We start from the raw sequence: 24,862 nt of genomic DNA on the forward strand, positions 1-24,862 counted from the left end.
CGTCTCCCAATCCATCATTCCTTACGCCAAGGATGAAGAAGTTCCTATAATGGCATGAATTTATTGACACAGTAAGATTAGACTCATTGGATCATCGAAGTGAAATATCAAGGCAGAAGGCGAATCGAACAGATCACGAGGAACCAAAGGCGGCAAGTTGCCAACGCGATGAGTCCTCGTCGGCCACGGCTTTTGCCGTGGAGCTGTACTTCCGTAGTCGGCCCGGGCTCAGCTCAATGAATAATTCTCTTCGTGCTTGCCAAAGCGTAATGCTGAGAAATCAGCATAGATAGGCCTGTTGCCATTCAAACCTGCGGCGCAATCCGGCTGGGGGGCGCTCTTCGGGCATTCGCGTCGGATTCGTGGAAAACCCCTAACTGATCCGCCCCCCCGCGAAAGGTTGCAGAAGGTTTCGTGTCCCTATACTCGTCAGGACGATGCAGCAAGCATCGCGCCATACGATTACAACGAAGGAGACGACCCGATGCGACCCATCCTGCGCACCCTCGCCGTGGCAGCCAGCCTGAGCTGCGCGCTCGCCGCTCACCCCGCTTTCGCCGACGACGGCGGCAAGATCACGATCATGGTCGGCGGGATCGCGAAGCTGATCTACCTGCCCGCGCGGCTCACGCAGGAGCTCGGCTACTTCAAGGACGAAGGGCTCGACGTCGAACTGCTGTCGCAGCCGGCCGGCGTCGACGCCGAGAACGAGCTGCTGGCGGGCGCCGTGCAGGCCGTCGTCGGCTTCTACGACCACACGATCGACCTGCAGAGCAAGGGCAAGGACGTGAAGGCGATCGCCGTGTTCGGCCAGGTGCCGGGCGAAGTCGAGATGGTGTCGACCAAGGCGGCGCCGACCTTCAGGTCGATGGGCGATGCGAAGGGCAAGACGCTCGGCGTGACGGGCCTCGGCTCGTCGACGAGCTTCCTCACGCAGTACCTCGCGCTGCAGCACGGCGTGCCGTCGACGCAGTACACGATGCTGCCGGTCGGCGCCGACGCGAGCTTCATCGCCGCGATCAAACAGGGTCGCATCGACGCCGGGATGACGACCGAGCCGACGGTGTCCGCGCTCGAGAAGATGGGCGACGCCAAGGTGCTGGTCGACATGCGCACCGTCGACGGCACGCGCGCCGCGCTCGGCGGCACCTATCCGGCCGCGAGCCTGTACGTGCAGTCGGCCTGGGCCGATTCGCACAAGGCGCAGGCGACCAAGCTCGCGCATGCCTTCGCAAAGACCATGCAGTTCATCCACACGCACAGCGCCGAGGAAATCGCCGCCAGGATGCCGGCCGACTACCAGAAGGACAAGGCGCTGTACGTGGCCGCGCTGAAGGCGTCGCTGCCGATGTATACAGCCGACGCGAAGATGCCGGCCGACGGCCCGGCGACCGTGCTCAAGGTGCTGTCGGCGTTCAACCCGTCCGTGAAAGGCAAGCACATCGACCTGGCGCGCACCTATACGAACGACTTCGTGAACGCGAAGTAACCCACATCGGTACCGGCGCCGGCGGCGGCGATCCCGCCGCCGTGCGTGCCCCGTTCCGGCCCGGCTGACCGGCCCGGCGTCGCCACGATGCGGCGCCCTCTTCACCCGCAGGACGAATGCGATGAACCAGGCAGTCTCCCCGAGCACACCGGCGATCGAGTTTCGCAACGTGTCGTGCCGCTTCATTTCGCCGGAAGGCAAGGCCACCGTCGCGCTGCGCGACTTCAGCATGAGCGTCGCGCGCGGCGAGTTCATCGCGATCGTCGGGCCGACCGGCTGCGGCAAGTCGACCACGCTGAACCTGATCACCGGGCTGCTCAAGCCGGTGTCCGGCGAAGTGCGCGTGATGGGCCGCCCGGTCGACGGGATCGACCCGCGCATCGGCTTCGTGTTCCAGGCCGACGCCGTGTTCCCGTGGCGCAACGTGATCGACAACGTCGCGGCCGGCCCCCTGTTTCGCGGCCGCTCGAAGGACGTCGCGTATGCGCAGGCCGAGGAATGGATCCGCAAGGTCGGCCTCGACAAGTTCACCAAGCACTACCCGCACCAGCTCTCCGGCGGGATGCGCAAGCGCGTCGCGCTCGCGCAGACCTTCATCAACCAGCCGGAAATCCTGCTGATGGACGAGCCGTTCTCCGCGCTCGACATGCAGACGCGCACGCTGATGCAGGACGAACTGCTGCAGCTGTGGTCCGCCAACAAGGGTTCGGTCGTGTTCGTCACGCACGATCTCGAGGAGGCGATCGCGCTCGCCGACCGCGTGTTCGTCCTGACCGCGCGCCCCGCGACGCTCAAGCGCGTGTACGAGATCGACCTGCCGCGCCCGCGCGTCATGTCGGAAGTGCGCTACGACCCGCGCTTCATCGAAATTTCCAAGGACATCTGGCACGACCTGCGCGAAGAAGTGCAGATCGGCTGACCGCACGAGCCGCACGGCAGGCCATGGCAACAAACAGCAAGGACAGGAGCATGACCGACATGACGCTTCCCACCACCGCCCTTCCGGCGACCACGCTCGAGGACGACGAGCGCGCCGCGCAACGCCGGCTGCGCCGCCGGCGCAACCTGATCGTCGGGCTGCGGATCGCCGTGCTCGTCGTCGTGCTGGGCGGGTGGGAACTCGCCGCACGGCTGAAGTGGATCGATCCGTTCTTCTTCTCGATGCCGTCGCTGATTTTCGAGCAGATCCAGGACTGGTTCGTGAACGGCACGTCGCAGGGCCCGCTGCTCACGCAGGTGTGGGTCACGCTCGAGGAAACCGCGATCGGCTTCCTGATCGGCTCGGTCGCCGGCGTGATCTGCGGGATCGTGCTCGGCCGCAACAAGCTGATGGCCGACGTGTTCGGCCTGTACATCCAGATCGCGAACTCGATTCCGCGCGTCGTGCTCGGCTCGATCTTCGTGATCGCGCTCGGCCTCGGGATGGCGTCGAAGATCGCGCTGGCCGTCGTGATGGTGTTCTTCGTCGTGTTCGGCAACGCGTTCCAGGGCGTGCGCGAAGCCGACCGCTACCTGATCGCGAACGCGCAGATCCTCGGCGCGTCGCGCCGGCAGATCACCACGGCCGTCGTGATCCCGTCCGCGCTGAGCTGGATTCTCGCGAGTCTGCATGTGAGCTTCGGCTTCGCGCTGGTCGGTGCGGTGGTCGGCGAATTTCTGGGTTCCAAGCAGGGCATCGGCCTGCTAATCTCCACCGCCCAGGGCGCGTTCAACGCGAGCGGCGTGTTCGCGGCGATGATCGTGCTGGCCGTGGTCGCGCTGGCCGCCGACTACCTGCTGACCTGGGTCGAGAAGCGCTTGCTGAAGTGGCGTCCCGCCGCGTTCTGAGCACCGCCCGCATCACATGACACGCCCGAACCGCGCCGGCCGCCCCCGGCGCGGTTCGGCATTGAGGAGAAGGCATGGCGCACAGCCTGCGCGGGCGGCTTCTGTGGTGGCTGCTGCTGCCGCTCGCGGCTTTCGTGCTGATCGCGGGCGCGATGTCGTACGACACCGCGCGGCGCACGGCCGGGCTCGTGCAGGACAGCGCGCTCGTCGCATCCGCGCGCACCATCGGCGAGGACGTCGAATGGCGCAACGGGCTGCCCGTCGCCGACGTGCCGCCGGCCGCGCTCGAGATCTTCGAATCGCCGTCGCGCGATTCGGTGTTCTACAAGGTGATCGACAGCCACGGACGCCTGCTCGCGGGTAACCCGGCGCTCGAGGTGTCCGGGCAGCACGGCGTCGAGCCGACGCTGTACGACACGTCGCTCGACGGTGTGCCGCTGCACGCCGCAGCGTACGATCGCCAGCTGTACGACGAAGGGCAGATCGAGACGGTGACGGTGGTGGTCGCGAAGACGACGCGTTCGCACGATGCGATGGTGGCGACGATCTGGCGCCCGCAGCTCATGCGCCTGTCGCTGATGCTGGTGCTCGCGGTGGTGCTGGTCTATCTGGGCCTCACGCTCGAACTGCGGCCGCTGATGAAGCTGAAGGACGACGTCGCCGATCGCGGACCGATGGAGCTCGAGCCGATCCGCCCCGAGCGGCTGCAGCACGAGTTGCGGCCGATCGTCGATGCGATCAACCAGTGCATCGCGCGGCTGAATACGCACACGGCCACGCAACGCCGCTTCATCGCGGACGCCGCGCACCAGCTGCGCACGCCGATCGCGGTGCTCGACACGCAGATCCAGTACGCGCAGCAGCGCGGGCGCGACGATCCGGCGCTCGCGTCGGTGCTCGACAGCATGCAGCGCAGCAGCCGCAAGATGGCCGACGTGACCGACAAGCTGCTGCTCCTCGCGCATGCGGAAGCGACGCCGTCGACGCTGCTCACGCATCGCGTCGATCTCGCGGCCGTGGTGTCGAGCGTGCTGGAGGAGACGATCGTGCTCGCGCAGCGGCGCGACATCGATCTCGGCGCCGATCTCGGCGAACGGCTCGACGTCGCGGGCAGCGACAGCCTGCTGACCGCGCTGGTGATGAACCTCGTAGACAATGCGGTGCGTTACACGCCGTCGGGCGGCTGCGTGACGGTCGCCGCGCAACGCCACGGCGATGCGATCGTGCTAGACGTGATCGACAACGGCCCGGGCATTCCGGCCGAAGCCCGGCCGCACGTGTTCAAGCGGTTCTACCGCGTGTCGGCCGACACCGAAGGCTCAGGCCTGGGCCTTGCGATCGTGCGCGAGATTGCGCAGGCGCACGGCGGCAGCGCGTCGCTCGCGCCGGGGCCGGGCAATCGCGGCGTCGTCGTGACCGTACGGCTGCCCGCTTATGATTGAGAACGTGATGCCGTCATGAAACTTCTATTGGTCGAAGACAACGCCGAACTCGCGCACTGGATCGTGAACCTGCTGCGCGGCGAGGATTTCGCAGTCGACTGCGTCGGCGACGGCGAGCGCGCGGACACGGTGCTGAAGACCGAACGCTACGACGCGGTGCTGCTCGATATGCGACTGCCCGGCATCAGCGGCAAGGAAGTGCTCGCGCGGCTGCGGCGCCGCAACGACAACGTGCCGGTGCTGATGCTGACCGCGCACGGCTCGGTCGACGACAAGGTCGACTGCTTCGGCGCGGGCGCCGACGACTACGTGGTCAAGCCGTTCGAATCGCGCGAACTGGTTGCGCGGATCCGCGCGCTGATCCGCCGGCAGGCCGGCGTCGGCACGACCCGGCTTGTATGCGGCGATCTCGTCTACGCGTTCGGCACGCGCGAATTCCGCTGCGGCGACGCGGTACTCGCGCTGCGCCGCCGCGAGCATGCGATCCTCGAGACGCTGATGCTGCAGCAGAACAGGACCGTGTCGAAGGCGCGGCTGATGGACAGCGTATTCGCGCTCGACGACGAGCCGAGCGCCGACGCGATCGACATCTATATCCACCGGTTGCGCAAGCATCTGGCCGGCAGCACGGCCGAGATCATCACGCTGCGCGGGCTGGGCTATATCCTGCGCGCGAAGAGCGTGCAGGACTGACGCGGTCGCACTCCCCGCCTTCGTCAATCCCTTCGCATGACGAACTTTCTCTGAAACCCCGACGGCCGTCCGCCGGGTTAGCGGCCGTTCGTCCGCCCGGTTCGTGATCGTCGCGCGTTCGGTGTTTTCACCAATCCGATTCTTGCGGCCGGGAAAGCGGCATGAAGGATTGCACCCCCTACCATGCTACGCGTCGGCCCTCTCGCTGTGGCCGGCAACAGCCGGCATACATTACGTAGTGCCAATGAACATTTCAATGCGGCAGCCAGGAGGAGACGATCTTGAAACGAAAAACCCTTGCCCTTTCCATCGCGGCGGCGGGCCTCTGTGCCGGCACCCAGGCGCAGGCGCAGTCGAGCGTGCAGCTCTACGGCCTGATGGACCTCAGCTTTCCGACCTACCGGACCCACGCCGATGCGAACGGCAATCACGTGATCGGGATGGGCAACGAAGGCGAGCCGTGGTTCAGCGGCAGCCGCTGGGGCCTGAAAGGCGCCGAGGACATCGGCGGCGGCACGAAGGTCATCTTCCGCCTCGAAAGCGAATACGTGGTCGCGAACGGCCAGATGGAAGACAACGGCCAGATCTTCGATCGCGACGCATGGGTCGGCATCGAGGACGAGCGCTTCGGCAAGCTGACGGCCGGGTTCCAGAACACGATCGCGCGCGACGCGTCGGCGATCTACGGCGACGCATACGGCTCCGCGAAGCTGTCGACCGAAGAAGGAGGCTGGACCAACTCGAACAACTTCAAGCAGATGATCTTCTACGCGGCCAGCCCGACCGGCACGCGCTACAACAACGGCCTCGCGTGGAAGAAGCTGTTCAGCAACGGCATCTTCGCGAGCGCCGGCTACCAGTTCAGCAACTCGACAGCGTTCGCGACCGGCTCCGCATACCAGCTCGCGCTCGGCTACAACGGCGGGCCGTTCAACGTGTCCGGCTTCTACAACCACGTGAACAACGGCGGCTACACCAACCAGACGTTCTCGGTCGGCGGCAACTATACGTTCGGCATCGTGCGCCTGAACGCCGGCTACTTCCGCTACAACGGCGACCAGGGCTCGCTCGGCCAGCGTCACGACGACGCATGGACGGTGTCGATGAAGATCCAGCCGAAGGGCGTGCTCGACTACGAGCTCGGCTATCAGCAGATGCGGGTCAAGAACGCCGCGTACACCTCGGACGGCTTCATCCCGAACGCGAACCTCGGCGCGTTCAGCCTGACCAGCGGTGTCGGCAACGGCTTCAAGGAAACGCTCTACGGGTCGGTGTTCTACCACCTGAGCAAACGCACCGAGCTTTACCTCGCCGGCGACTACATGAAGCTGCACGGTGGTTACACGGTGTCGTCGACGTTCGGTGCGAAAAACCAGCTCGAGCTGACGACGGGCGTCCGTACGCGTTTCTGATTCGGCGGCCGGGGCGCGCCGCGCCCCGCCGTTTTCTTCGTTCGGGACTTCTCCATGCGGGCACGCCGCCGCATTGCGCTGACCGTGCCCTTTTTTTCGTCGTTTTCGGCGGGCGCCGGTGCCCCGGGAAACGCCTGCCGGCCGGCCCTGCGACAACCGGCCCGAAGCCGCTTGCGGCCCGTCTGGCGGGCGATCGCGGCCGATGTGCGCACGCTCGCCTTGCATCGGTGCTTGACCTGCGCCGACCGACTCGCTAGCGTTTCGGGTTTGCCCGGGTGGCCATTGCCGCCGGAGCCGTGAGTGCGCCCGACGTCCTGGCGCACGCGGCCGGGTTCCGATGGAAAAAACGATGCAGAAACTCGATGCGGCGAGCCCGCAGGCGATGTCGACGGATTTCACCGCCGACAACGTCGCGCGCCTGAAGGCGCTGTTCCCCGAACTCGTGACCGAAGGCCCGAACGGCGCGTCGGTCGACGTCGACGTGCTGAAGGCGCTGGTCGGCGAGCGCACCGTCGGCGACGCCGACGAGCGCTACGGCTTCCACTGGCACGGCAAGCGCAGCGCCCGCCAGGCCGCGCTCACGCCGTCGACAGGCACGCTGCGCCCGTGCCCCGACGACAGCGTCGCCTGGGACGACACGCGCCATCTCGTGATCGAGGGCGACAACCTCGACGTGATGAAGCTGCTGCACAAGAGCTACGCGGGCAAGGTGAAGCTCGTCTACATCGACCCGCCGTACAACACCGGCAGCGATTTCGTCTATCCGGACGACTTCAGCGACAGCATCCGCCACTACCTGGCGATGACGGGCCAGACCGACGCCGGCGTGAAGCGCAGCACCAATACCGAGGCGAACGGCCGGTTCCACACCGACTGGCTGAACATGATGTATCCGCGCCTGAAGCTCGCGCACGCGCTGCTGTCCGACGAAGGGCTGATCGCCGTGCACATCGACGAGCACGAAGTGCATGCGCTCGTGCTGATGCTGCGCGAGATCTTCGGCGAGGAGAACGAGCTCGGCGTCGCCGTGTGGGACAAGCGCAACCCGAAGGGCGACGCGCGCGGCGTCGCGTACCAGCACGAATCGCTGGTGCTGTTCGCGCGCAACGCCGAGACGCTGCTCGAACAGGCGCCGCTCAAGCGCCCGAAGCGCAACGCGCAGCGCATGCTCGACGCCGCGCACGACGCGATGTACCGCAGCGGCAACGCGAAGGACGCGCAGAAGGCGTACCGCGCGTGGATGAAGGCGCAGACCAACCTGTCAGGCGGCGAGGTGATGTACGACCGGCTGTCGGAAGAAGGCCGCGTATACCGCCTCGTATCGATGGCGTGGCCGAACAAGAAGAAGGCGCCGGAAGAGTATTTCACGCCGCTGATCCACCCGGTCACCGGCAAGCCATGCGCGATGCCGGCGCGCGGCTGGCGCAATCCGCCCGCGACGATGCAGGCGTTGATCGAGCGCGGCCAGATCGAATTCGGCCCGGATGAAACCACGCAGCCGCAGCGGATCTACTACCTCGACGAGAACATGTACGAGAACGTGCCGTCGGTGCTGCCGTTCGCCGGCTCCGACGACGCGCTGCTCAAGACGCTCGGCATCCCGTTCGACCTGCCGAAGCCCGTCGATTTCGCCGCGGCCGTGATCGGCTGGTGCACACGCGGCGACGACATCGTGCTCGACTGCTTCGCCGGCTCCGGTTCGACCGGCCATGCGGTGATGCAGGTGAACGCGACCGACGGCGGCGCGCGCCGCTACATCCTCGTGCAGCTGCCCGAGGCGCTCGATCGCCGCGACAAGACGCAGCTGGCCGCCGCCGATTTCTGCGCGAAGCTGAAAAAGCCGCTGACGCTCGCCGAAGTCACGAAAGAGCGCCTGCGCCGCGCCGCGCAGCAGGTTGCGCGCGACTATCCGGAAAGCTATGGCGACCTCGGCTTCCGCGTGTACAGGCTCGACACGACCAACGTGATCGAGTGGGATCCGCGCCGCGACGACTTCGACCATGCGCTCTTCGCGTCCGTCGAGCACGTGAAGACCGGCCGCACCGAGGACGACCTGCTCGCCGAACTGACGCTGAAGCTCGGGCTCGACCTGTGCACGCCGGTCGAGCATCACCGGGTCGCCGGCAAGACCGTGCACCTGATCGGCCGCTCGATCGTCGCGTGCTTCGATGCGCGCATCGCGCGCGACGACGCGGGCCCGCTCGCCGACGGTATCGTCGACTTGCTCGACGCGACCGGCGCGACGCGCGACGTCACCTGCCTGTTCCGCGACAGCGGCTTCGTCGACGACGTCGCGAAGCTCAATCTCGCCGCGCTGCTCGAACAGCACGGCGTGAAGCGCGTGCGGAGCCTGTGATGCGGCTGCATTTCGAAGCGGATCTCGACTATCAGCGCGAGGCGATCGACGCCGTCTGCGACCTGTTTCGCGGTCAGGAATCGTATCGCGGCGACTTCAGCGTGCTCGCGAACGCCGCGCCCGGCACGACGGCCGCCGCGCAAGGCTCGCTCGGCTTCGCGGTGTCGGAGCAAGGCGTCGGCAACCGGCTGTCGCTGACCGACGACGCGCTCGCGCGCAATCTGGCCGACGTGCAGCTGCGCGGCGGCCTGCCGCCGTCCGGCCTGCCCGGCTCGCGCGATTTCACCGTCGAGATGGAGACCGGCACCGGCAAGACCTACGTGTACCTGCGCACGATCTTCGAGCTGAACCGCCGCTACGGCTTCACGAAGTTCGTGATCGTCGTGCCGTCGATCGCGATCAAGGAAGGCGTGCACAAGACGCTGTCGATCACCGAGGACCATTTCCGCGCGCTGTACGCGGGCGTGCCGTACGACTACTTCCTGTACGACTCCGCGAAGCTCGGCCAGGTACGCCATTTCGCGGCGAGCGCGGCGATCCAGATCATGGTGATGACGGTTGCCGCGATCAACAAGAAGGAGATCAACAATCTCTACAAGGACAGCGAGAAAACCGGCGGCGAGAAGCCGATCGACCTCATCCGCGCGACGCGGCCGATCGTGATCGTCGACGAGCCGCAAAGCGTCGACGGCGGTCTCGAGGGGCGCGGGCGCGAAGCGCTCGCCGCGATGGCGCCGCTCTGCACGCTGCGCTATTCGGCCACGCACGTCGACCGGCACCACATGGTGTACCGGCTCGATGCGGTCGACGCGTACGAGCGCAAGCTCGTCAAGCAGATCGAGATCGCGTCGGCGATCGTCGAGGATGCGCACAACAAGCCGTATGTGCGGCTCGCCGGCGTGTCGAACCGGCGCGGCGCGATCAGCGCGCGCATCGAGCTCGACGTCGCGACGGCGGCCGGCGTGAAGCGCCAGATCGTGTCGGCCACCGACGGCGACGATCTCGAGCGCCTGACCAAACGCGCGTTGTACGCCGGGATGCGGATCGGCGAAGTCCACGCGGTGAAGGGCGCCGAATACGTCGAGCTGCGCCATCCCGAAGGCGAGGCATTCCTGTCGCTCGGCGAAGCGTTCGGCGATATCGACACGCTCGCCGTGCAGCGCGAGATGATCCGCCGCACGATCCGCGAGCATCTCGACAAGGAATTGCGCCTGGCGGAGCGCGGCGTGAAGGTGCTGTCGCTGTTCTTCGTCGATTCGGTCGAACGCTATCGCCGCTACGACGAGAACGGCGTGCCCGTGAAGGGCGACTACGCGCTGATCTTCGAAGAGGAATATGCCCGCGCGGCGCGCGTGCCGGCCTACCGTGCGCTGTTCGACGGCGTCGACGTCGCGCTCGAAGTCGAGCGCGCACACAACGGTTACTTCTCGATCGACCGCAAGGGCGGCTGGACCGACACGAGCGAGAGCAGCGCCGCGGCCCGCGAGAACGCAGAGCGCGCATACGGCCTCATCATGCGCGAGAAGGAAGCGCTGCTGTCGTTCGACACGCCGCTGAAGTTCATCTTCTCGCACTCGGCGCTGAAGGAAGGCTGGGACAACCCGAACGTGTTCCAGATCTGCACGCTGCGCGACATCCAGACCGAACGCGAGCGCCGCCAGACGCTCGGCCGCGGGCTGCGCCTCGCCGTCGACCAGGATGGCGAGCGCGTGCGCGACCCGGGCGTGAACACGCTCACCGTGATCGCGACCGAGCGCTACGAGTCGTTCGCCGAGAACCTGCAGAAGGAAATCGAGGCCGACACCGGCATCCGTTTCGGGATCGTCGAGGAGCACCAGTTCGCGGCGCTGCCGGTGCAGGAAGGCGATGGCCCCGCGCATGCGCTCGGCATCGAGCTGTCGCGCGTGCTGTGGACGCATCTGCACGAGCAGGGCTACGTCGACGCGCAAGGCAAGGTGCTCGACCGGCTCAAGGATGCGCTGCGCCAGAGCGCGCTCGTGCTGCCCGACGCGTTCGAGACGCTGCGCGCGCCGATCGTCGCGACGCTGCGCAAGCTGTCGGGCCGCTTCGCCGTGCGCAATGCGGACGAGCGCCGCGCGATCGCATTGCGGCGCGACGCGTCCGGCAAGGCCGTCGTGTTCGGCGACGACTTCCGCGCGCTGTGGGACCGTATCCGCCATCGCACCGTGTACAGCGTCGAATTCGACAACGCGAAGCTCGTGCGCGACTGCACGGCCGCGCTGCGCAACGCGCCGGACATCGCACGCGCACGGTTGCAATGGCGCAAGGCCGAGATCGACATCGGCAAGGCCGGCATCGAGGCGATCGAAGTGGGCGGCGCGGGCACCGTGCTGATCGACGAAGGCGAGCTGCCGCTGCCCGATCTGCTCACCGAGCTGCAGGACCGCACGCAACTCACGCGCCGTTCGCTCGCGACGATCCTGGCCGACAGCGGCCGGCTCGACGATTTCCGCGTGAATCCGCAGCAGTTCATCGCACTCGCGGCCGATGCGATCAACCGCTGCAAGCGGCTCGCGCTGGTGGCGGGCATCGCGTATCGCAAGCTCGGCGAGCGCCACGTGCATGCGCTCGAGTCGTTCGAGAGCGAGGCGCTGACCGGCTACCTGCGCAACCTGCGGCCCGATGCACGGAAGGCGATCCACGAGGCAGTCGTGTGCGACACCGATGCGGAACGCGCGTTCGCCGACGCGCTGGAAGCGCACGACGGCGTGAAGCTGTACGCGAAGCTGCCCGCGTGGTTCCGCGTGCCGACGCCGCTCGGCAGCTATCACCCGGACTGGGCCGTGCTCGCGGAGCAGGATGGCGGCGAGCGGCTGTACTTCGTCGTCGATACGCCGAATGCGGATGGCGATGTGTCGAGCGAGCACGAACGTGCGAAGCTCGCGTGCGGCGAAGCGCATTTCCGCGCGCTGGTGGACGGCGGGGACGCCGCGCGATTCATGCGCATCCGGCAGGCCGATGCGTTGTTCGAGCCTGTCGCGTCCGTTGCGCCCTGTGCGAACGCGCGGCGCTGAAACGAAGGGCGGCCGATGAGCCGCCCTTTTTTCATGGTGCAGGCGCGATGCCTGTCTCTACGGAGGCGAATCCACCTGTCATTCGCCTGAAGGCGATTCGTATCCTCGCGCGTTCGTGCGTGCGGTTACGGCTGGTTGCAAATCCGCGACGAAGCGATGTTCGGGCGCGACACCCCACGACACGCCCTTTTCCCGCATGCGCGGCGTTGTAAATGATCGTAATGTTGCGCGTGGCGCGCGTTCGTCAGATCGATTCGCCCGGGTTCGGCTGCATGCGCGAACTGCGCAGCCGGCCGTCATGAAATCAGGATGATGAAAGGCGGAGCGGCGCCCTGGCGCCGCTCCGTCGATGAACGCACTACTGCGCCGGCTGCATGTCGTGTGCCGCCGCTGCCTTGCGCTGCGCTGCCAGCTCCTGCTCGTGCTTCTTCGCCATGTGGTGGCCGACGATACAGCCGCCGACCGCGCCTACTACCGCATGGTGTCCCGCGTAGTGGCCGGCGACGCCGCCTACTACCGCGCCTTTCATGCAGCCCGCCGCATGCGCGCTGCCGATCGTTGCCAGGGCAACGACGGCGGCGGCCGTGCACAGCCTGATGTGTCGAATGGGCTTCATGGATTCACTCTCCTGTTGTCGTGTTCATGCGAGTCGATCAGTTCCAGCGGTCGCCGTGTCCGCGCCACTCGTGCTCGCGCCATTCATGGCGACGCCACTCGTGTTCGCGCCACTGACGCGCGCGCCAGTCATCATAGCGATAGCCGACCGGCGCGACCATCACCGGCGGAGGCGGCGCCACATAGACGGGGGCCGGTGCCGCGTAGACGCCCGGCACGCCGATCCCGACAGACAGGTCGACGTGGGCCGATGCGACGCCCGAAGCTGCCAGCGCCGCTACACCGAGAACTGCACCGAGAAGGAATTTCTTGTTCATCTCGCGACTCCCTGCACGTGTCGTGCTTCATGTGAATACGGTTCGGAGTCTAGGCATCGGGCGCTGACACAGGTGAAACCGGTCTGCGAGACCGGTAACGGACGTTTACGGAGGGGCGCAGAGCCTTACCGGACAAGGGCGAGGACCGATTCGACACGCCGTTGCAACGGCGCATCGAATCGGCGAAGCGGTAAAGGCGGAATTTTTTGCCGGCATGCGATTCGCCGGCGGCGCGCTACGCGCGAATATCGTCGACGCTGCGCAGCCAGTGCACGCTGAACAGGCTGTCCGCGTCGGTCCACACGGTATCGGGCTCGAAACCCGCGCGGCGCGCGATTGCATGGAAGCCGTCGATCGTGAACTTGTGCGAGTTCTCCGTGTGGATGCGCTCGCCGGCCTCGAAGCGGAATGCGTGACCGCGCACATGCACGGTCTGCGCGACGTCGCTGACCAGATGCATCTCGATGCGTTGCCGCGCGGCGTCGTAGAACGCGCAATGCGAGAACGCGTCGAGATCGAAGTCCGCGCCGAGCTCAGCATTCGCGCGGGCGAGCAGGTTCAGGTTGAACTGCGCGGTCACGCCTTGCGCGTCGTTGTACGCGTGATGCAGCGTGCGCTCGTCCTTCACGAGATCCGCGCCGACGAGCAGTCCGCCGCCGCGCAACAGGCGCGCCGCATCGCGCAAGAACGCGTCGGCTTCCTCCGGCGAGAAGTTGCCGATCGTCGAGCCCGGGAAGAAGCCGATGCGCCGCCGCGGCGTCGCGGTCAGCTCGACCAGTTGCTCGGCCTTCGTGTAGTCGGCCGCGATCGGCGCGACGTCGAGCCACGGATACGCGGTACGCAGCCGCGCGGCCGCACCGTGCAGATAGTCGGCCGAGATGTCGATCGGCACGTAGCGCGCCGGCGCGTTCGCGTAGTTGTCCGCGCACGCGTCGAGCAGCACGCGGATCTTCTCGAGCGAACCCGCGCCGAATTCGACGATGTCCGCATGCGGGCCGACGCGCTGCACGATCTCGGCCGCGCGATCGCGCAGGATGCCGAGCTCGGTGCGCGTCGGATAGTACTCGGGCAGTTCGCAGATGCGATCGAACAGCTCGGAGCCCGCCGCATCGTAGAAGTATTTCGGCGAAATGCTGCGCGGCGTACGCGACAGTCCGTCGATCAGGTCGCGCTCGAACGCGCTGGGCCGCGAATCGCGGGCGGGTTGCAGGCCACCTCTCGCGGCCCTGAGGTCAGACGTCTCGCGCAAGTCGCACTCCCGTGAATTGCCAGCGCGCGGCCGGCGGAAAGAAATTGCGGTACGTCGGCCGTTCGTGCCCCGGCGGCGTCGCGATGCTGCTGCCGCGCAGGACCTGCTGGCCGACCATGAACTTGCCGTTGTATTCGGCCGCAACACCCGCGAATGGCCGAAAGCCCGGATACGGCTCATAGGACGAGCGGGTCCACTGCCATACGTGCCCGAGCATCTGCCGAATGCCGTCCGCCCCGAATGCGGCCTCCCATTCGAATTCGGTCGGCAGGCGTGCACCCGCCCATTCCGCGTACGCGGCCGCTTCGTAGAAGCTCACGTGGCACACCGGCGCGTCGGGCGCGAACGACTCCACGCCGTGCAGGCCGAACGTGCGCCATGCGCGCGCGGTGCCGGCACCGATACCGTCGTCGTGCGGGATCCAGTACGCGGGTCCTTGCCACCCTTCCCGCTGCACCGTCGCCCAGCCCTCGGACAGCCAGTATTCGGGTCGCGCATAGCCGCCGTCCGCGATGAAGGCGGCGAATTCCGCATTCGTCACGAGACGGTTCGCGATCTCGCAAGGGCGCACGAGCGCCGTGTGGCGCGGCCGTTCGTTGTCGAACGAGAACGCGTCGCCGTCGTGCCCGATCTCGACGAGTCCGCCGGGCTGATGCAGCCAGCGCAACGGGCCGGCGTCTCTCGCAGCCAGCGCGGCTTGCGTATCGGCGCCGTTGCGCGGCCGGAATGCCGGTTTCAGCGGATTGCACGAGAACGCGTGCAGCATGTCCGTGACGAGCAGTTCCTGGTGTTGCTGCTCGTGATGCAGGCCGAGCTCGATCTCGGACGCGATCGCTTCGAGCAACGTCGGGTCGGCGCTCGCGAGCGCGTGCAGCATCGCTTCGTCGACGTGCTGCCGGTAAGCATGCACTTCATCCAGCGACGGACGCGTGAGCAGCCCGCGCTGCGGCCGCGGATGGCGCGGGCCGAGCACTTCGTAATAGGAATTGAAGAGGAACTGGAACGCGTCGTCGAACGGCGCGTAGCCGTGCATGCGGCGCATCAGCACGACGGTTTCGAAGAACCAGGTCGTATGCGCGAGATGCCATTTCGCCGGACTCGCGTCCGGCATCGACTGCACGGCCTGGTCTTCGGCGGACAGCGTCGCGGTCAATGCGACGCTATGGGCGCGCACGTCCTGGTAACGGCGCTGAAGCTGGGATGCAAGGAGGCTCATCGGTTTACCGTTCACGTCGCGATTCGCTGCGTTGCGTTGCCGGAAAAAGGAAAGCCTTGCGCTCGGATGCGCGCGGCTGACGTGCGACCTTCGGTGCTGCGTCGTCGGGCAACCGGCGCGCGCGCCGGGCCGCTGGTGCGGCGTCACTTCGTCTGCCCGTGCAGAACAGTATGGTCCAGAAATGTGAACGTCGCGAATCGGATTTCGGGCGAAACAAAACAGAAAGAAAAATGAAAGTATCCGCCGCGCGGCGCATCGGTGTGACACACCGACGGAGCCTCATGTACGGCGGGGCTGCACAGAGGGTCGCAACACGCATGTCTGCCCGTTGCGCTGCTGACGGCAGATGACATTCGCGCAGCGCCCGTGAAAGCTGCGCGAGGCGGCTTCACCCGAAGAACGCGGTCGTGCCGCCGATATCGACCGCGATCCACGCATAGCGATCGCGGTCGTCCACGCGCTGCTCGACAGCGCTGCCCTTCGCCCGGTGCCAGGCTTTTCTCCTGGCTTTGAAAATTTTTTGCGTCGATGTCACGCGCGCGGGTGCTCGCTCGTCATATCACCGGAACCCACACGAAAGGAGAAGGAACCATGACTGCGAAACTCAATCCGTTTGCCGCCGCGCCCGCGCTCATGAAGAACTGGATGACCGTATCGGTCGCCGCTGCCGGGAGCCTCGAGCCGACGCTGATCGAGCTGGTCAAGATCCGAGCATCGCAAATCAACGCGTGCGCGAACTGCCTTAACATGCACACCGTCGAGGCACGCGAGCAAGGCGAGACCGAGCAGCGCATCAACCTGCTGGCCGCGTGGCGCGAAGCGCCCTGCTACACCGACCGCGAACGCGCGGCGCTCGGCTGGACCGATGCGCTCACGCGGCTGTCGGAAGGCCATGGCGCGCGCGAAGCCGCGTATGCCGCGCTGAACGACCACTTCAGCCAGGAGGAACAGGTGAAACTCACGGTGATGATCAATGTGATCAACGGCTGGAACCGGCTCGCCGTCGGCTTCGGGCTGTGGATCGATCCGGCCGAGGCGAAGGCCGCCGCCAAGGTGGTGGCCTGATGACGATCCTCGATCCGGCTGCAGGCAGTGCCGAAGACCGGGCCGACGCAGCGGCGAGCTTCGACCCGCTGCGCCGCACGCTGATCCGCGTCGCGTACCGGATGCTCGGTTCCGTCGCGGATGCCGAGGACATGGTGCAGGATGCGTTCGTCCGCTGGATGGACGTAGATCGCACCGAGGTGCGCGTGCCCGAGGCGTTCCTGCGCCGCATGGTGATGCGCATGTGTCTCGACCAGCTGAAGTCCGCGCGACACCAGCGCGAGACGTATATCGGCCCGTGGCTGCCCGAGCCGGTCGTCGAGGAAGATGAACAGGAGGACGTCACGCTGCCGCTGATGCTCGCGCTCGAACGGCTGTCGCCGCTCGAACGCGCGGCGTTCCTGCTGCACGACGTGTTCGGCCTCGAGTTCGACGAGATCGCAACGACGATCCAGCGTGATCCGGCCGCGTGCCGGCAGCTCGCCGCGCGGGCGCGCACGCATGTCCGCGAGGCACGGCCGCGGTTTCATGTCGAGAAGCAGCGCGGGATCGAACTGGCCGAGGCGTTCTTCGCAGCGTCGCGCAGTGGCGACATGCGCGCGCTCGGCGCGATGCTCGCCGAGGACGTCAGCCTGCATGCGGACGGGGGCGGCAAGCGGACGGCCGCCGGCGCGCCGGTGTTCGGCTACGAGGGCGTGATGAAGGTGCACGAATACCTGGCCAAGCTGTTCGCCGCGCACACATCGAAGCTCGTGCGGGCCGGGTTCATCAACGGGTTGCCCGGGTTCGTCACGCTGGAAGCCGACGGCGAACTGCAGACCACGGCGCTCGAGATCGGCGACGGGAAGATCGTTGCAATCTATGTCGTACGCAATCCTGACAAGTTGAAACACCTGCACTGAGGGCTGCGGTGCGGCGAATGCCCGAAACGGCATCATCGCTGCCCTCCTTTCCGCGGCTTCGTTACCCCATCGCGACCACGATGTTGCGAATCACGAGCATTGCGTATGCCGAGCACGGGCGTCGCGATCGCGAAGCCGAGTGCCGCGAGCCAGTTCGTGCCGCCCTGCGCTTCGAGCAGTGCGAGAAACGATTCGCGGGTCGTCGCATTCGGGCGCAGCTTTTCGATCCGGCGCTCGACGTGCGCCCTGTAGAGGCCGTTTCCGAACCAGCCGATCGTCACCGCGATCGCGATCGTGAACGGATCGAGCGCGCTCGACTGAAGAGACTGCGGAAAATACAGCAACTGGATCAGCGTGACCCCGAGCGACGCGCCGAGCACGGCCGCCGCCTGCCAGTACATGCATCGATACGCCATCCATACCGGGCCGAGAAAACAGGCCGCCCAGTTCCAGGCCATCCGGTTCTTGCGCGACACGGCGATCGCCCATTTCTTCTCGAACCAGTCGGCCTTCTTGCCGACGTACGCGGCGATTTCGTCGTTGCTCGCGGACGATGCGATGGTCGTAACCTCGGACATGGTCGTGCGCTCTCCCGGTCGCGCCGTTCGCGCGTTGTCGTTTTGACGGATTGAATTCGCGACGTGCGCAGCGTGTGCCGCTTGTTCTCGTGGACGATTCGCAGACGATTCTACCCGGCGTGCGGTGGCCGTCGAAGTGCGCGCGAGATGATCGGATGAAGTGCGATGCCGTTCGGGGAACGTGCAACGCATCGGGGCTGCATGCGTTGTTTCGGCCGCAAAAAGAAAAACGCCACGCGATGTTGCCGCGTGGCGTTTGTATGTTTGGCGAGCCGGATTGCCTGTAGGCAATTCACGCTGCCGGACCCCTTCATTTTGTTCGTTGGTAGGCTCGATTGGATTCGAACCAACGACCCCCACCATGTCAAGGTGGTGCTCTAACCAACTGAGCTACGAGCCTAAGAAGCCGCGAATTATAGAGAGGGTTTTTGAGGAGCACAACCCCCTTCGTGAAAATTTTTTGAATCGAGTGCGCGCGGGGGCTGGCGATCGATGTTGCGTGGCGCTGCCAGGGACGTTGACTTCATCTCTTCGCGTCACAGCAAAACGTGTCGGTGCGCTGTGCGGTTATCCACATTCGCCTCTGGATAACCGTCCGGGAAGCCTCTGAATTCACAGTGGAACGATTGAGGATATGTCGGCGCGGCTGCAGATCGGCGAAAAGTTGTTCTGTGCTTCACAGCGCTTTTCGTGTGCATTGCCTGTGGTTATGCATTCCGCTTCGCGCTGAAAATTCAGGGAGTTACGGAGGTTATCCACTGTGAGGCGGCGCGCTTGTTAACTATCACTACGTATATATACGAACTCTGTTAACACCTTTGGATAAGCACAGTCCGCCGACTGTGACCCCGGCGAAATATGCACTGCGTGCGACAGACGGACAACCGGATCGGCAGGCTGTGAGGCCTGCGGCCGATCAGTGAACGGCTTGGTCTGTAGAATCGCCGGGGTTCAGATTCGACAAGCAGCCGACATGACATTGGCGATCCGGGTTGACTGGGAAAGCGGCGCGATTTGCGCTGACCGCACGCGTATCGAGGTCGGCAACGACGGGCGATTGAGTGAGGATGTCCTGCGCCTGTGTTCGCCCGTGCAGATATCGAAGAACGGCACGACGCGTTATCGCGTCTCGCAGCAGATAGCCTTCGGCGGTCACACAGGCGAATGCCTGGTCGACATGGCTCAAGGGAGGCTGACGAGCGTCGCGATCCTGTTCGATCCTGTTCGCTTCCTCGTTGCGAGCATCACGGAGTCGAAGATCGTCCGGTCGATCGCGAAGTCGTCCGGCTTGACGGCTGTGAGTGGACATCCCACAGAGGTACGACTCGAACCGTGCTCATGGGGAGCCGCGGTGTTTCGTTACGATCCTGTGCAAGGTACCTTGAGTTTCGAGGTGCGATTCCGTGACGACTGAATCATCCGAGGCAAAGCGGCTGACGTATCAGGTCCTGATGATCTCGCGCGGTGAGATCGTGCTGTCCGACGGCGCGCGAATCGTCCGGGTGCCTGGCGAAGCGCTGTTGCCGGTCATCAAGGACAGCCATGCCTTCGTCGTCTACGTCGATTCGATGCAGTACCTGGGGGCGATACGAGACGGCGAGAAGGTCGATGTCGCCACACGGCAAGCCGTGATCTCGGCGATTACCGCGCATTTTTCGGCCAAGGGATCAACGGTCGATTTTGAATCCTGATGCGGCAACGATGAATAGAAACCGACAGGGCGATGCGATCCGTACTCGCAATGGGAGCAACCGATGGGACCGACAGTTTGCCGCCGTCACGGATACGATCGCGCGATGATGACGTCGACAGGTGTTGCCGCATGCATCCTGTCGCGAGGACAGTTCGATTCTGGCGAACTCGTGAAGGTCTCGCTCGATCGGCCGAAATATAGCCGGGAGATGTGGATGCTGCGTGCCGAGCTCGACGAACACGCGGCCGAATTCGTCTTCGTCGACAACGTTGCGCATGTGAAAGCCTTTCCGAAGATTGCGGCGCTGGAGCGTTTGCGGGCGTACGTGTGTTCGGTATGCCTCGACGAACTGCTCGTGCGCTCTGGCGAGGCGCCGTATCGACCGACGACGAAGGAGCGGGCGTTTGACGCGTCCGTTGTCGCGGCAAATGCGAAGTGGCCATCCAATCATGCGCGATGCGAGCGTCACGGGCTGATTCTGCCGACGCGCACGTCGCCTGATATCGAGGCGGCGATCCTGTCGATGGATGTCGTTCGCGATTGTCGCGTCGTACAGGTGATTGACGGAAGCATGAAGCATGAACCGAAGCACTGGTTCGACGAAGTGTTTCTGCGAAAGGTGTTCGGGCCTGAAATCGACCTCGTCGAACCGACGTTCCGGATCGACGACCGGGCCACGTTCGTGAAGCTGTGGGATGCCGGCGAGCGGGTATGTCCTGTGTGTCTTCTAGACGTATTGAAGCGAAGCGGCGTGACGAACGACAACGTGCCGGCGTGAACCGGCGAAAGCGATCATGACCTTCATGCAGCCCGCGCCGTTGTGTGTCCACCTCAGCGCTATCGTTCGCGCGGACTGGCCGACGAAAGGGAGTGTATTCGCAGCACTACGTGACGATCTTCATTTGCACGGACCCACGTTGGCTGCGCATGTGTGGCACTCGGTATGTGCGGATCCGCATTACGGCTGGCATGACGAGTGTTTCTGCGAGCAGCACGGGCATTTGCTGGTAGCAGGGCGCACCAAGCCACCGAAGCGCTGACGCGCAAGCCGGGCTGGCAGATCGCGAACGCACCGCAATGAATGTGGACAACCTCGGCAAACCCGATCGAAAACGCCGTGGCACACTCGCGGTCCGCGTGCGTTGCGCGTTTCACGATACGTGCAGACGTGGCACGTTCAGTTATTCGCGCAACGTGTCATGTTGAAAAGCTTGTTGATAATCCCGCACCGGAATCAATCAAAATACTGTGCAACAAATGCGTGAGTGCTTCGTGGGCGGATGAATTCATCGCGCCGCGAAGCCCATATGGCGGGGCTTTGAGCGTCTTGACGCGGTGAGGCGATCAACGGGCGGGCAATCGATCGCAGTAACGTTCGAAATGTGGATATCCCGCAGCCAAATTCACTCGAAACTCTGTGATGAGCGAAGGTGAGGGCGACGGTGCTCGTTCAAAACATCGGTCGGCCTGCCTATGTGGACAAGCGACCCCGAATCGACTTCAAACGCTGTGTGCTCGAATGACGAGCGGGGCACGCCGATGACCGGCCGCCCGTACAACGGCACATCCAGGCGGCCGTTCGGCGAGGCCGCGCATCGTATCACTTACGTCTGCGCATCAAGCGCCCGCACAACCGCCGTCTCCCCAAGACTATCCGCCGGCCCGACCACCGCGAAGTTCAGCCCGCGCACGGACCCATACCGCGCCAGCAACGCGCCATCCACGCGTTGCCCGGCCGGCAGCAACCGATGTTTCGATTCCGCTGGCCGCAGATAGAAGCTCAGCGTCCGCCCTGCATCGTCCTCATAGAGCACCATCGCAGCCGTGGCTCCGCTGTCCGTCGTAAACAACCGTCCGCCGACTGGCCTGAACCCAGCCGTGCTCAAATCCGGCAACCTCGCCGACGCCCCCACGCGCCTGGTGAGCCACCCCTGCAAATCCCCCGCACCCGTCGGCCGGTAATCGACCTTTGCCGTCTGATCGACCACCATCATCCGGTAAGCCTCGACCGCATCGCTCATTGGCGCGATGGGCGGCGCCGCGTTCCACCCGCGTGCCTGCCACCCGCCGAAAGTCCCCAGCCCGATGCAGAGAACGAACGAAGCCGCCATCGCGAAACGCATCCGCGCGCGCTCCGCACGCCGCGCCCGGATCGAGACCGGATCGAGCGCAGGATTTGCGCCGGGCATCCGCACGCTCTCCAGCGCGGCGCGCAATCGCTGCGCATCCTGCTGCCATTGCTTCACCTGTTCCGCGCTCTCCGGATGCAGCGCGAGATATCGCTCGACCGCGGCGCGCGCATCGTCGCCGAGCTGGCCATCGACATAGGCCTGGAGATCGTGTTCGTCTGGGCGGAGGTCGTTCATTTCATCAATCGAAGGGAAGGTGCGGGAAGCTCGCCGTCGCTGAGCTGGCGCAGCGCCTGGCGCGCGCGGGAGAGTCGCGACATCACCGTGCCGATCGGCACGTCGAGCAGGTCGGCGACTTCCTGATACGTGAAGCCCTCGACCGCGACGAGCAGCAGCAGGCTGCGCTGCTCGTCAGACAGACGGCCGAACGCTTCGAGCGTCGCACGCGCGGCCATCTCGCGTTCGGCGGACGGCCAGTGCGGCTCGTCGTCGGTGCGGATGCGGCCGAGCAGCCACGCGTAGCGTTTCGCACTGCGTTTGCCGTCGAGAAACTGCCGGTACAGGATCGTGAAGAGCCAGCTGCGCAGCGACGCGTCGTCGCGGCGGCTCGCCCAGCGCGACAGCGCGCGCTCGAGCGTCGACTGGACGAGATCGTCGGCCGCATGGACGTCGCGCGCCAGCCAGAGCGCGAAGCGTCGCAGCCTGGGGATGAGTTCGCGCAATGCGTCGTCGTCGAGGGCGTTTGAGGGCATGGCCGGGCCGTAGCCGAAAGGCGTGGAGATGCCGCGTAGGACGCCGGTCGGCGCCGTTTATTCCATCAGCATACGAAAAAATTCTTCATGGAATAAAGCGGCGCGGGTGGCGTCCTACGCCCGTTCGACAATGATCTGACGATCGGGAGTGCATCCATGAAGCAATCTTCCTCTTCTTCGCCGCCGCGCGAGCCCGGCCGCGAGTGGTGGCGCTGGGCCGTGATCGGCGGCGCGGTGGCCGGCGTGGCCGTTGCGTTCGGGTACGTCGGCGGCTGGCTCGCGCCAGCGCGTCTGACCCCGCACCGGCTTGTCGACGCGCTGCAGACGGCCGGCGGCGTGCATCCGGGCTTTCGGCGCAATCACGCGAAGGGCGTATGCGTGACCGGTTACTTTGAAGGCAACGACGCCGCGAGCGCGTATTCGGTCGCGCCGTTTTTCAAGGCTGTGCGTACGCCGGTGGTCGGCCGGTTCGCACTGCCGGGCGGCAATCCATATGCGCCCGACAGCAGCGTGCCGATCCGCAGCCTGGCACTGAAGCTCACCGCGCCCGATGGCCAGCAATGGCGGACCGGGATGAACGCGATGCCGGTGTTTCCGGTTGCGACGCCGAAGGCGTTCTACGCGCAACTGCTCGCGACCCGGCCGGATCAGGCGACGGGCAAGCCCGATCCGGCGAAGGTGAAGGCATTTTTCGGCGCGCATCCGGAGACGGCCGCATTCCTCAAATGGGTGAAGGGTGCGAAGCCGAGCGCGAGCTACGTCACCGAAAGCTATTACGGGCTGAACGCGTTTTATTTCGTCGACGCGGCGGGCAAGCTCCAGGCGGTGAGGTGGCGGGTCGTGCCGGAGCAGACGGCCGGCGCGGGCGACGTCGCGACGGCCGCCGATCCGAATGTGTTGCAGGAGGACCTGACGCGGCGCATTGGGGACGGTGCGCAGAAGTGGAAACTGCTCGTCACGCTTGCCGAGCCTGGCGACCCGGTGGACGACGCGACGAAGACGTGGCCCCCGCAGCGGACAACGATCGATGCGGGGACGCTCGTGCTCGATCGCGTGGAGCCGCAGGACAGCGGTCCATGCCGCGACGTGAATTACGACCCGACGGTGCTGCCGCAGGGAATTCGGGTGTCGGGGGATCCGTTGTTGGCGGCGCGGTCGGCGGCGTATGCGGATTCGTATCTGCGCAGGACGAGTGAAGAGGCCGGTGTGGCCGGCGCGGCGCGATTGAGTGCGGAGGGACGGTGATGAGCGCTTCTACGACCTTTAGCTTGCCGGCGAGGCTGTTGCATTGGGTGATGGCCGCGATGATCGTCGCGATGCTGTTCATCGGTGTGGGGATGGTGGCGTCGGTCTCCGAGCGACACGATTTCCTGGTGGCTTTACATAAGCCGCTGGGGATCGCCGTGCTGGTGCTGGTGTGTGTGCGGATCGTGGTGCGGTTCGTGTCGAAGCCGCCGGCGTTGCCCGCGGATCTGCCTGGGTGGCAGAAGGCCGCCGCGCATGGGTCGCATCTCGTGCTGTATGCGCTGATGCTCGCGATGCCGCTGATCGGGTGGGCGATGCTGTCGGCTGGCGGGTATCCGGTGACCCTGGGTGGCGGCGTGCAGTTGCCGGCGCTGGTTTCGGCTGATCCGGCGGCGTTTGCCTGGCTCCGGGTCGCGCATCGGGTGCTGGCCTATCTGTTCTTCGTGACGTTCCTCGCGCACTTTGCCGCTGCGCTGTATCACGGCTTGATCCGGCGGGATGGGGTGGCGAGAGCGATGGTCGGGCGGTGAGCGATGGAAGGTTGCGCAGGATACGGCAGGGCTGCTCACAAACTACCGAGGGTGCTTCTGCCGCATCAATTCCATGATTACCGGGGCGGCTCAACGAACCGCCCCGCACTCTTTTTCAAAATATTTTCACAAAGGGCTTGCGGAGATGGGGGCGGGTGCATAGAATCACGCCTCTTTCGCGCTAACGGAAACACGGCGCGGAGAAGAAGGGAAGCGGTGCGGTCGAGGTTGTTGCAAAGCCTTGGCGCACACGGAGTTGAACCCCAGCCGTCGCGACGAAGCAGTTAAAAAAGTTGTTGACGATCTGGAAAAAGCGGTTCATAATCTCGCTTCTCTGC

General features: G+C 65.4%; 23 protein-coding genes and 1 tRNA gene. 15 read left to right on the forward strand and 9 right to left on the reverse strand.

The genetic code is table 11. The features are described from left to right. Positions 1–484 precede the first annotated feature (484 nt). The 8 genes from DIE13_RS30965 to DIE13_RS31000 all read left to right on the forward strand — a co-directional run bounded on the left by DIE13_RS30965 (position 485) and on the right by DIE13_RS31000 (position 12,254). Positions 485–1,489, forward strand: a complete 1,005-nt coding sequence (locus tag DIE13_RS30965; protein WP_124830803.1) for an ABC transporter substrate-binding protein — start codon at positions 485–487, stop codon at positions 1,487–1,489. A 121-nt stretch (positions 1,490–1,610) separates the two neighbouring features. After that, positions 1,611–2,408, forward strand: coding sequence for an ABC transporter ATP-binding protein (locus tag DIE13_RS30970; protein ID WP_096506768.1), 798 nt, complete (start codon positions 1,611–1,613; stop codon positions 2,406–2,408). 59 nt (positions 2,409–2,467) lie between these two features. Next, on the forward strand, positions 2,468–3,316 hold the full coding sequence (locus tag DIE13_RS30975; protein ID WP_175752587.1) for an ABC transporter permease: 849 nt from the start codon (positions 2,468–2,470) through the stop codon (positions 3,314–3,316). Positions 3,317–3,390: 74 nt separating this feature from the next. Beyond that, a complete protein-coding gene (locus DIE13_RS30980) occupies positions 3,391–4,758 on the forward strand; it encodes a sensor histidine kinase (RefSeq protein WP_124830805.1) in 1,368 nt (455 codons plus the stop codon). 15 nt (positions 4,759–4,773) lie between these two features. Then, a complete protein-coding gene (locus tag DIE13_RS30985; RefSeq protein ID WP_124830806.1) occupies positions 4,774–5,451 on the forward strand; it encodes a response regulator in 678 nt (225 codons plus the stop codon). 281 nt (positions 5,452–5,732) lie between these two features. Further along, on the forward strand, positions 5,733–6,863 hold the full coding sequence (locus DIE13_RS30990) for a porin (protein ID WP_124830807.1): 1,131 nt from the start codon (positions 5,733–5,735) through the stop codon (positions 6,861–6,863). A 337-nt stretch (positions 6,864–7,200) separates the two neighbouring features. After that, a complete protein-coding gene (locus DIE13_RS30995) occupies positions 7,201–9,219 on the forward strand; it encodes a site-specific DNA-methyltransferase (protein WP_124830808.1) in 2,019 nt (672 codons plus the stop codon). Continuing rightward, positions 9,219–12,254 carry a type III restriction-modification system endonuclease gene (locus DIE13_RS31000; RefSeq protein WP_124830809.1) on the forward strand — a complete coding sequence of 1,012 codons (3,036 nt, stop codon included), beginning with the start codon at positions 9,219–9,221 and terminating at the stop codon, positions 12,252–12,254. The genes DIE13_RS30995 and DIE13_RS31000 overlap by 1 nt, the downstream gene beginning before the upstream one ends. A 358-nt stretch (positions 12,255–12,612) precedes the next feature. Here the strand turns inward: DIE13_RS31000 and DIE13_RS31005 are convergent, their stop codons facing one another. From DIE13_RS31005 to DIE13_RS33075, 5 genes are all read right to left on the reverse strand, one after another. Continuing rightward, complete coding sequence (locus tag DIE13_RS31005) at positions 12,613–12,870, reverse strand: hypothetical protein (RefSeq protein WP_124830810.1); 258 nt, start codon at positions 12,868–12,870, stop codon at positions 12,613–12,615. 37 nt (positions 12,871–12,907) lie between these two features. Then, positions 12,908–13,186: a hypothetical protein gene (locus DIE13_RS31010; RefSeq protein WP_124830811.1), complete on the reverse strand. Its 279-nt coding sequence runs from the start codon at positions 13,184–13,186 to the stop codon at positions 12,908–12,910. Between the two features lie 235 nt (positions 13,187–13,421). Further along, on the reverse strand, positions 13,422–14,435 hold the full coding sequence (gene egtD, locus DIE13_RS31015; protein WP_124830812.1) for an L-histidine N(alpha)-methyltransferase: 1,014 nt from the start codon (positions 14,433–14,435) through the stop codon (positions 13,422–13,424). Continuing rightward, on the reverse strand, positions 14,419–15,651 hold the full coding sequence (gene egtB, locus DIE13_RS31020) for an ergothioneine biosynthesis protein EgtB (protein ID WP_124830813.1): 1,233 nt from the start codon (positions 15,649–15,651) through the stop codon (positions 14,419–14,421). The genes egtD and egtB overlap by 17 nt, the downstream gene beginning before the upstream one ends. Positions 15,652–16,039: 388 nt before the next feature. Continuing rightward, entirely contained in the window at positions 16,040–16,186 is a 147-nt protein-coding gene (locus tag DIE13_RS33075) for a hypothetical protein (protein WP_175752579.1), read from the reverse strand. Between the two features lie 56 nt (positions 16,187–16,242). On the opposite strand from DIE13_RS33075, the gene DIE13_RS31030 reads away from it, so the two are divergent. Both DIE13_RS31030 and DIE13_RS31035 read left to right on the forward strand, forming a co-directional pair. Then, the gene (locus tag DIE13_RS31030) at positions 16,243–16,716 is read left to right on the forward strand and encodes a carboxymuconolactone decarboxylase family protein (RefSeq protein ID WP_124830814.1); all 474 of its coding nucleotides are present in this window, start codon (positions 16,243–16,245) and stop codon (positions 16,714–16,716) included. Further along, on the forward strand, positions 16,716–17,597 hold the full coding sequence (locus tag DIE13_RS31035) for a sigma-70 family RNA polymerase sigma factor (RefSeq protein ID WP_124830815.1): 882 nt from the start codon (positions 16,716–16,718) through the stop codon (positions 17,595–17,597). The genes DIE13_RS31030 and DIE13_RS31035 overlap by 1 nt, the downstream gene beginning before the upstream one ends. A gap of 32 nt (positions 17,598–17,629) precedes the next feature. Here the strand turns inward: DIE13_RS31035 and DIE13_RS31040 are convergent, their stop codons facing one another. Together DIE13_RS31040 and DIE13_RS31045 are read right to left on the reverse strand one after the other, a co-directional pair. Next, positions 17,630–18,175, reverse strand: coding sequence for a DUF2628 domain-containing protein (locus tag DIE13_RS31040; protein ID WP_124830816.1), 546 nt, complete (start codon positions 18,173–18,175; stop codon positions 17,630–17,632). Between the two features lie 323 nt (positions 18,176–18,498). Then, positions 18,499–18,575, reverse strand: a tRNA-Val gene (locus DIE13_RS31045). 573 nt (positions 18,576–19,148) lie between these two features. Between DIE13_RS31045 and DIE13_RS31050 the strand changes: the two genes are divergently transcribed. The 3 genes from DIE13_RS31050 (at position 19,149) to DIE13_RS31060 (ending at position 20,646) form a co-directional block, all read left to right on the forward strand. Then, positions 19,149–19,589 carry a hypothetical protein gene (locus tag DIE13_RS31050; RefSeq protein ID WP_124830817.1) on the forward strand — a complete coding sequence of 147 codons (441 nt, stop codon included), beginning with the start codon at positions 19,149–19,151 and terminating at the stop codon, positions 19,587–19,589. Beyond that, positions 19,579–19,866 (forward strand): Imm74 family immunity protein, encoded by a 288-nt coding sequence (locus DIE13_RS31055; protein ID WP_233409933.1) that lies wholly within the window; start codon positions 19,579–19,581, stop codon positions 19,864–19,866. The genes DIE13_RS31050 and DIE13_RS31055 overlap by 11 nt, the downstream gene beginning before the upstream one ends. Before the next feature lie 105 nt (positions 19,867–19,971). Next, positions 19,972–20,646, forward strand: coding sequence for a hypothetical protein (locus tag DIE13_RS31060; RefSeq protein ID WP_124830818.1), 675 nt, complete (start codon positions 19,972–19,974; stop codon positions 20,644–20,646). Positions 20,647–21,472: 826 nt separating this feature from the next. On the opposite strand, the gene DIE13_RS31070 is transcribed toward DIE13_RS31060, so the two are convergent. Together DIE13_RS31070 and DIE13_RS31075 are read right to left on the reverse strand one after the other, a co-directional pair. After that, a complete protein-coding gene (locus DIE13_RS31070; RefSeq protein WP_124830820.1) occupies positions 21,473–22,234 on the reverse strand; it encodes an anti-sigma factor in 762 nt (253 codons plus the stop codon). Continuing rightward, the gene (locus DIE13_RS31075) at positions 22,231–22,749 is read right to left on the reverse strand and encodes a sigma-70 family RNA polymerase sigma factor (RefSeq protein ID WP_124830821.1); all 519 of its coding nucleotides are present in this window, start codon (positions 22,747–22,749) and stop codon (positions 22,231–22,233) included. Before DIE13_RS31075 ends, DIE13_RS31070 begins: the two co-directional genes overlap by 4 nt. A 156-nt stretch (positions 22,750–22,905) precedes the next feature. Between DIE13_RS31075 and DIE13_RS31080 the strand changes: the two genes are divergently transcribed. After that, positions 22,906–23,994 carry a catalase family peroxidase gene (locus DIE13_RS31080; protein ID WP_124830822.1) on the forward strand — a complete coding sequence of 363 codons (1,089 nt, stop codon included), beginning with the start codon at positions 22,906–22,908 and terminating at the stop codon, positions 23,992–23,994. Continuing rightward, positions 23,994–24,524, forward strand: a complete 531-nt coding sequence (locus DIE13_RS31085; protein WP_124830823.1) for a cytochrome b — start codon at positions 23,994–23,996, stop codon at positions 24,522–24,524. The genes DIE13_RS31080 and DIE13_RS31085 overlap by 1 nt, the downstream gene beginning before the upstream one ends. The last annotated feature ends 338 nt before the right edge of the window (positions 24,525–24,862 follow it).

The sequence above is a fragment of the Burkholderia sp. Bp9016 genome, from assembly GCF_003857765.1.
GTDB lineage: Bacteria > Pseudomonadota > Gammaproteobacteria > Burkholderiales > Burkholderiaceae > Burkholderia.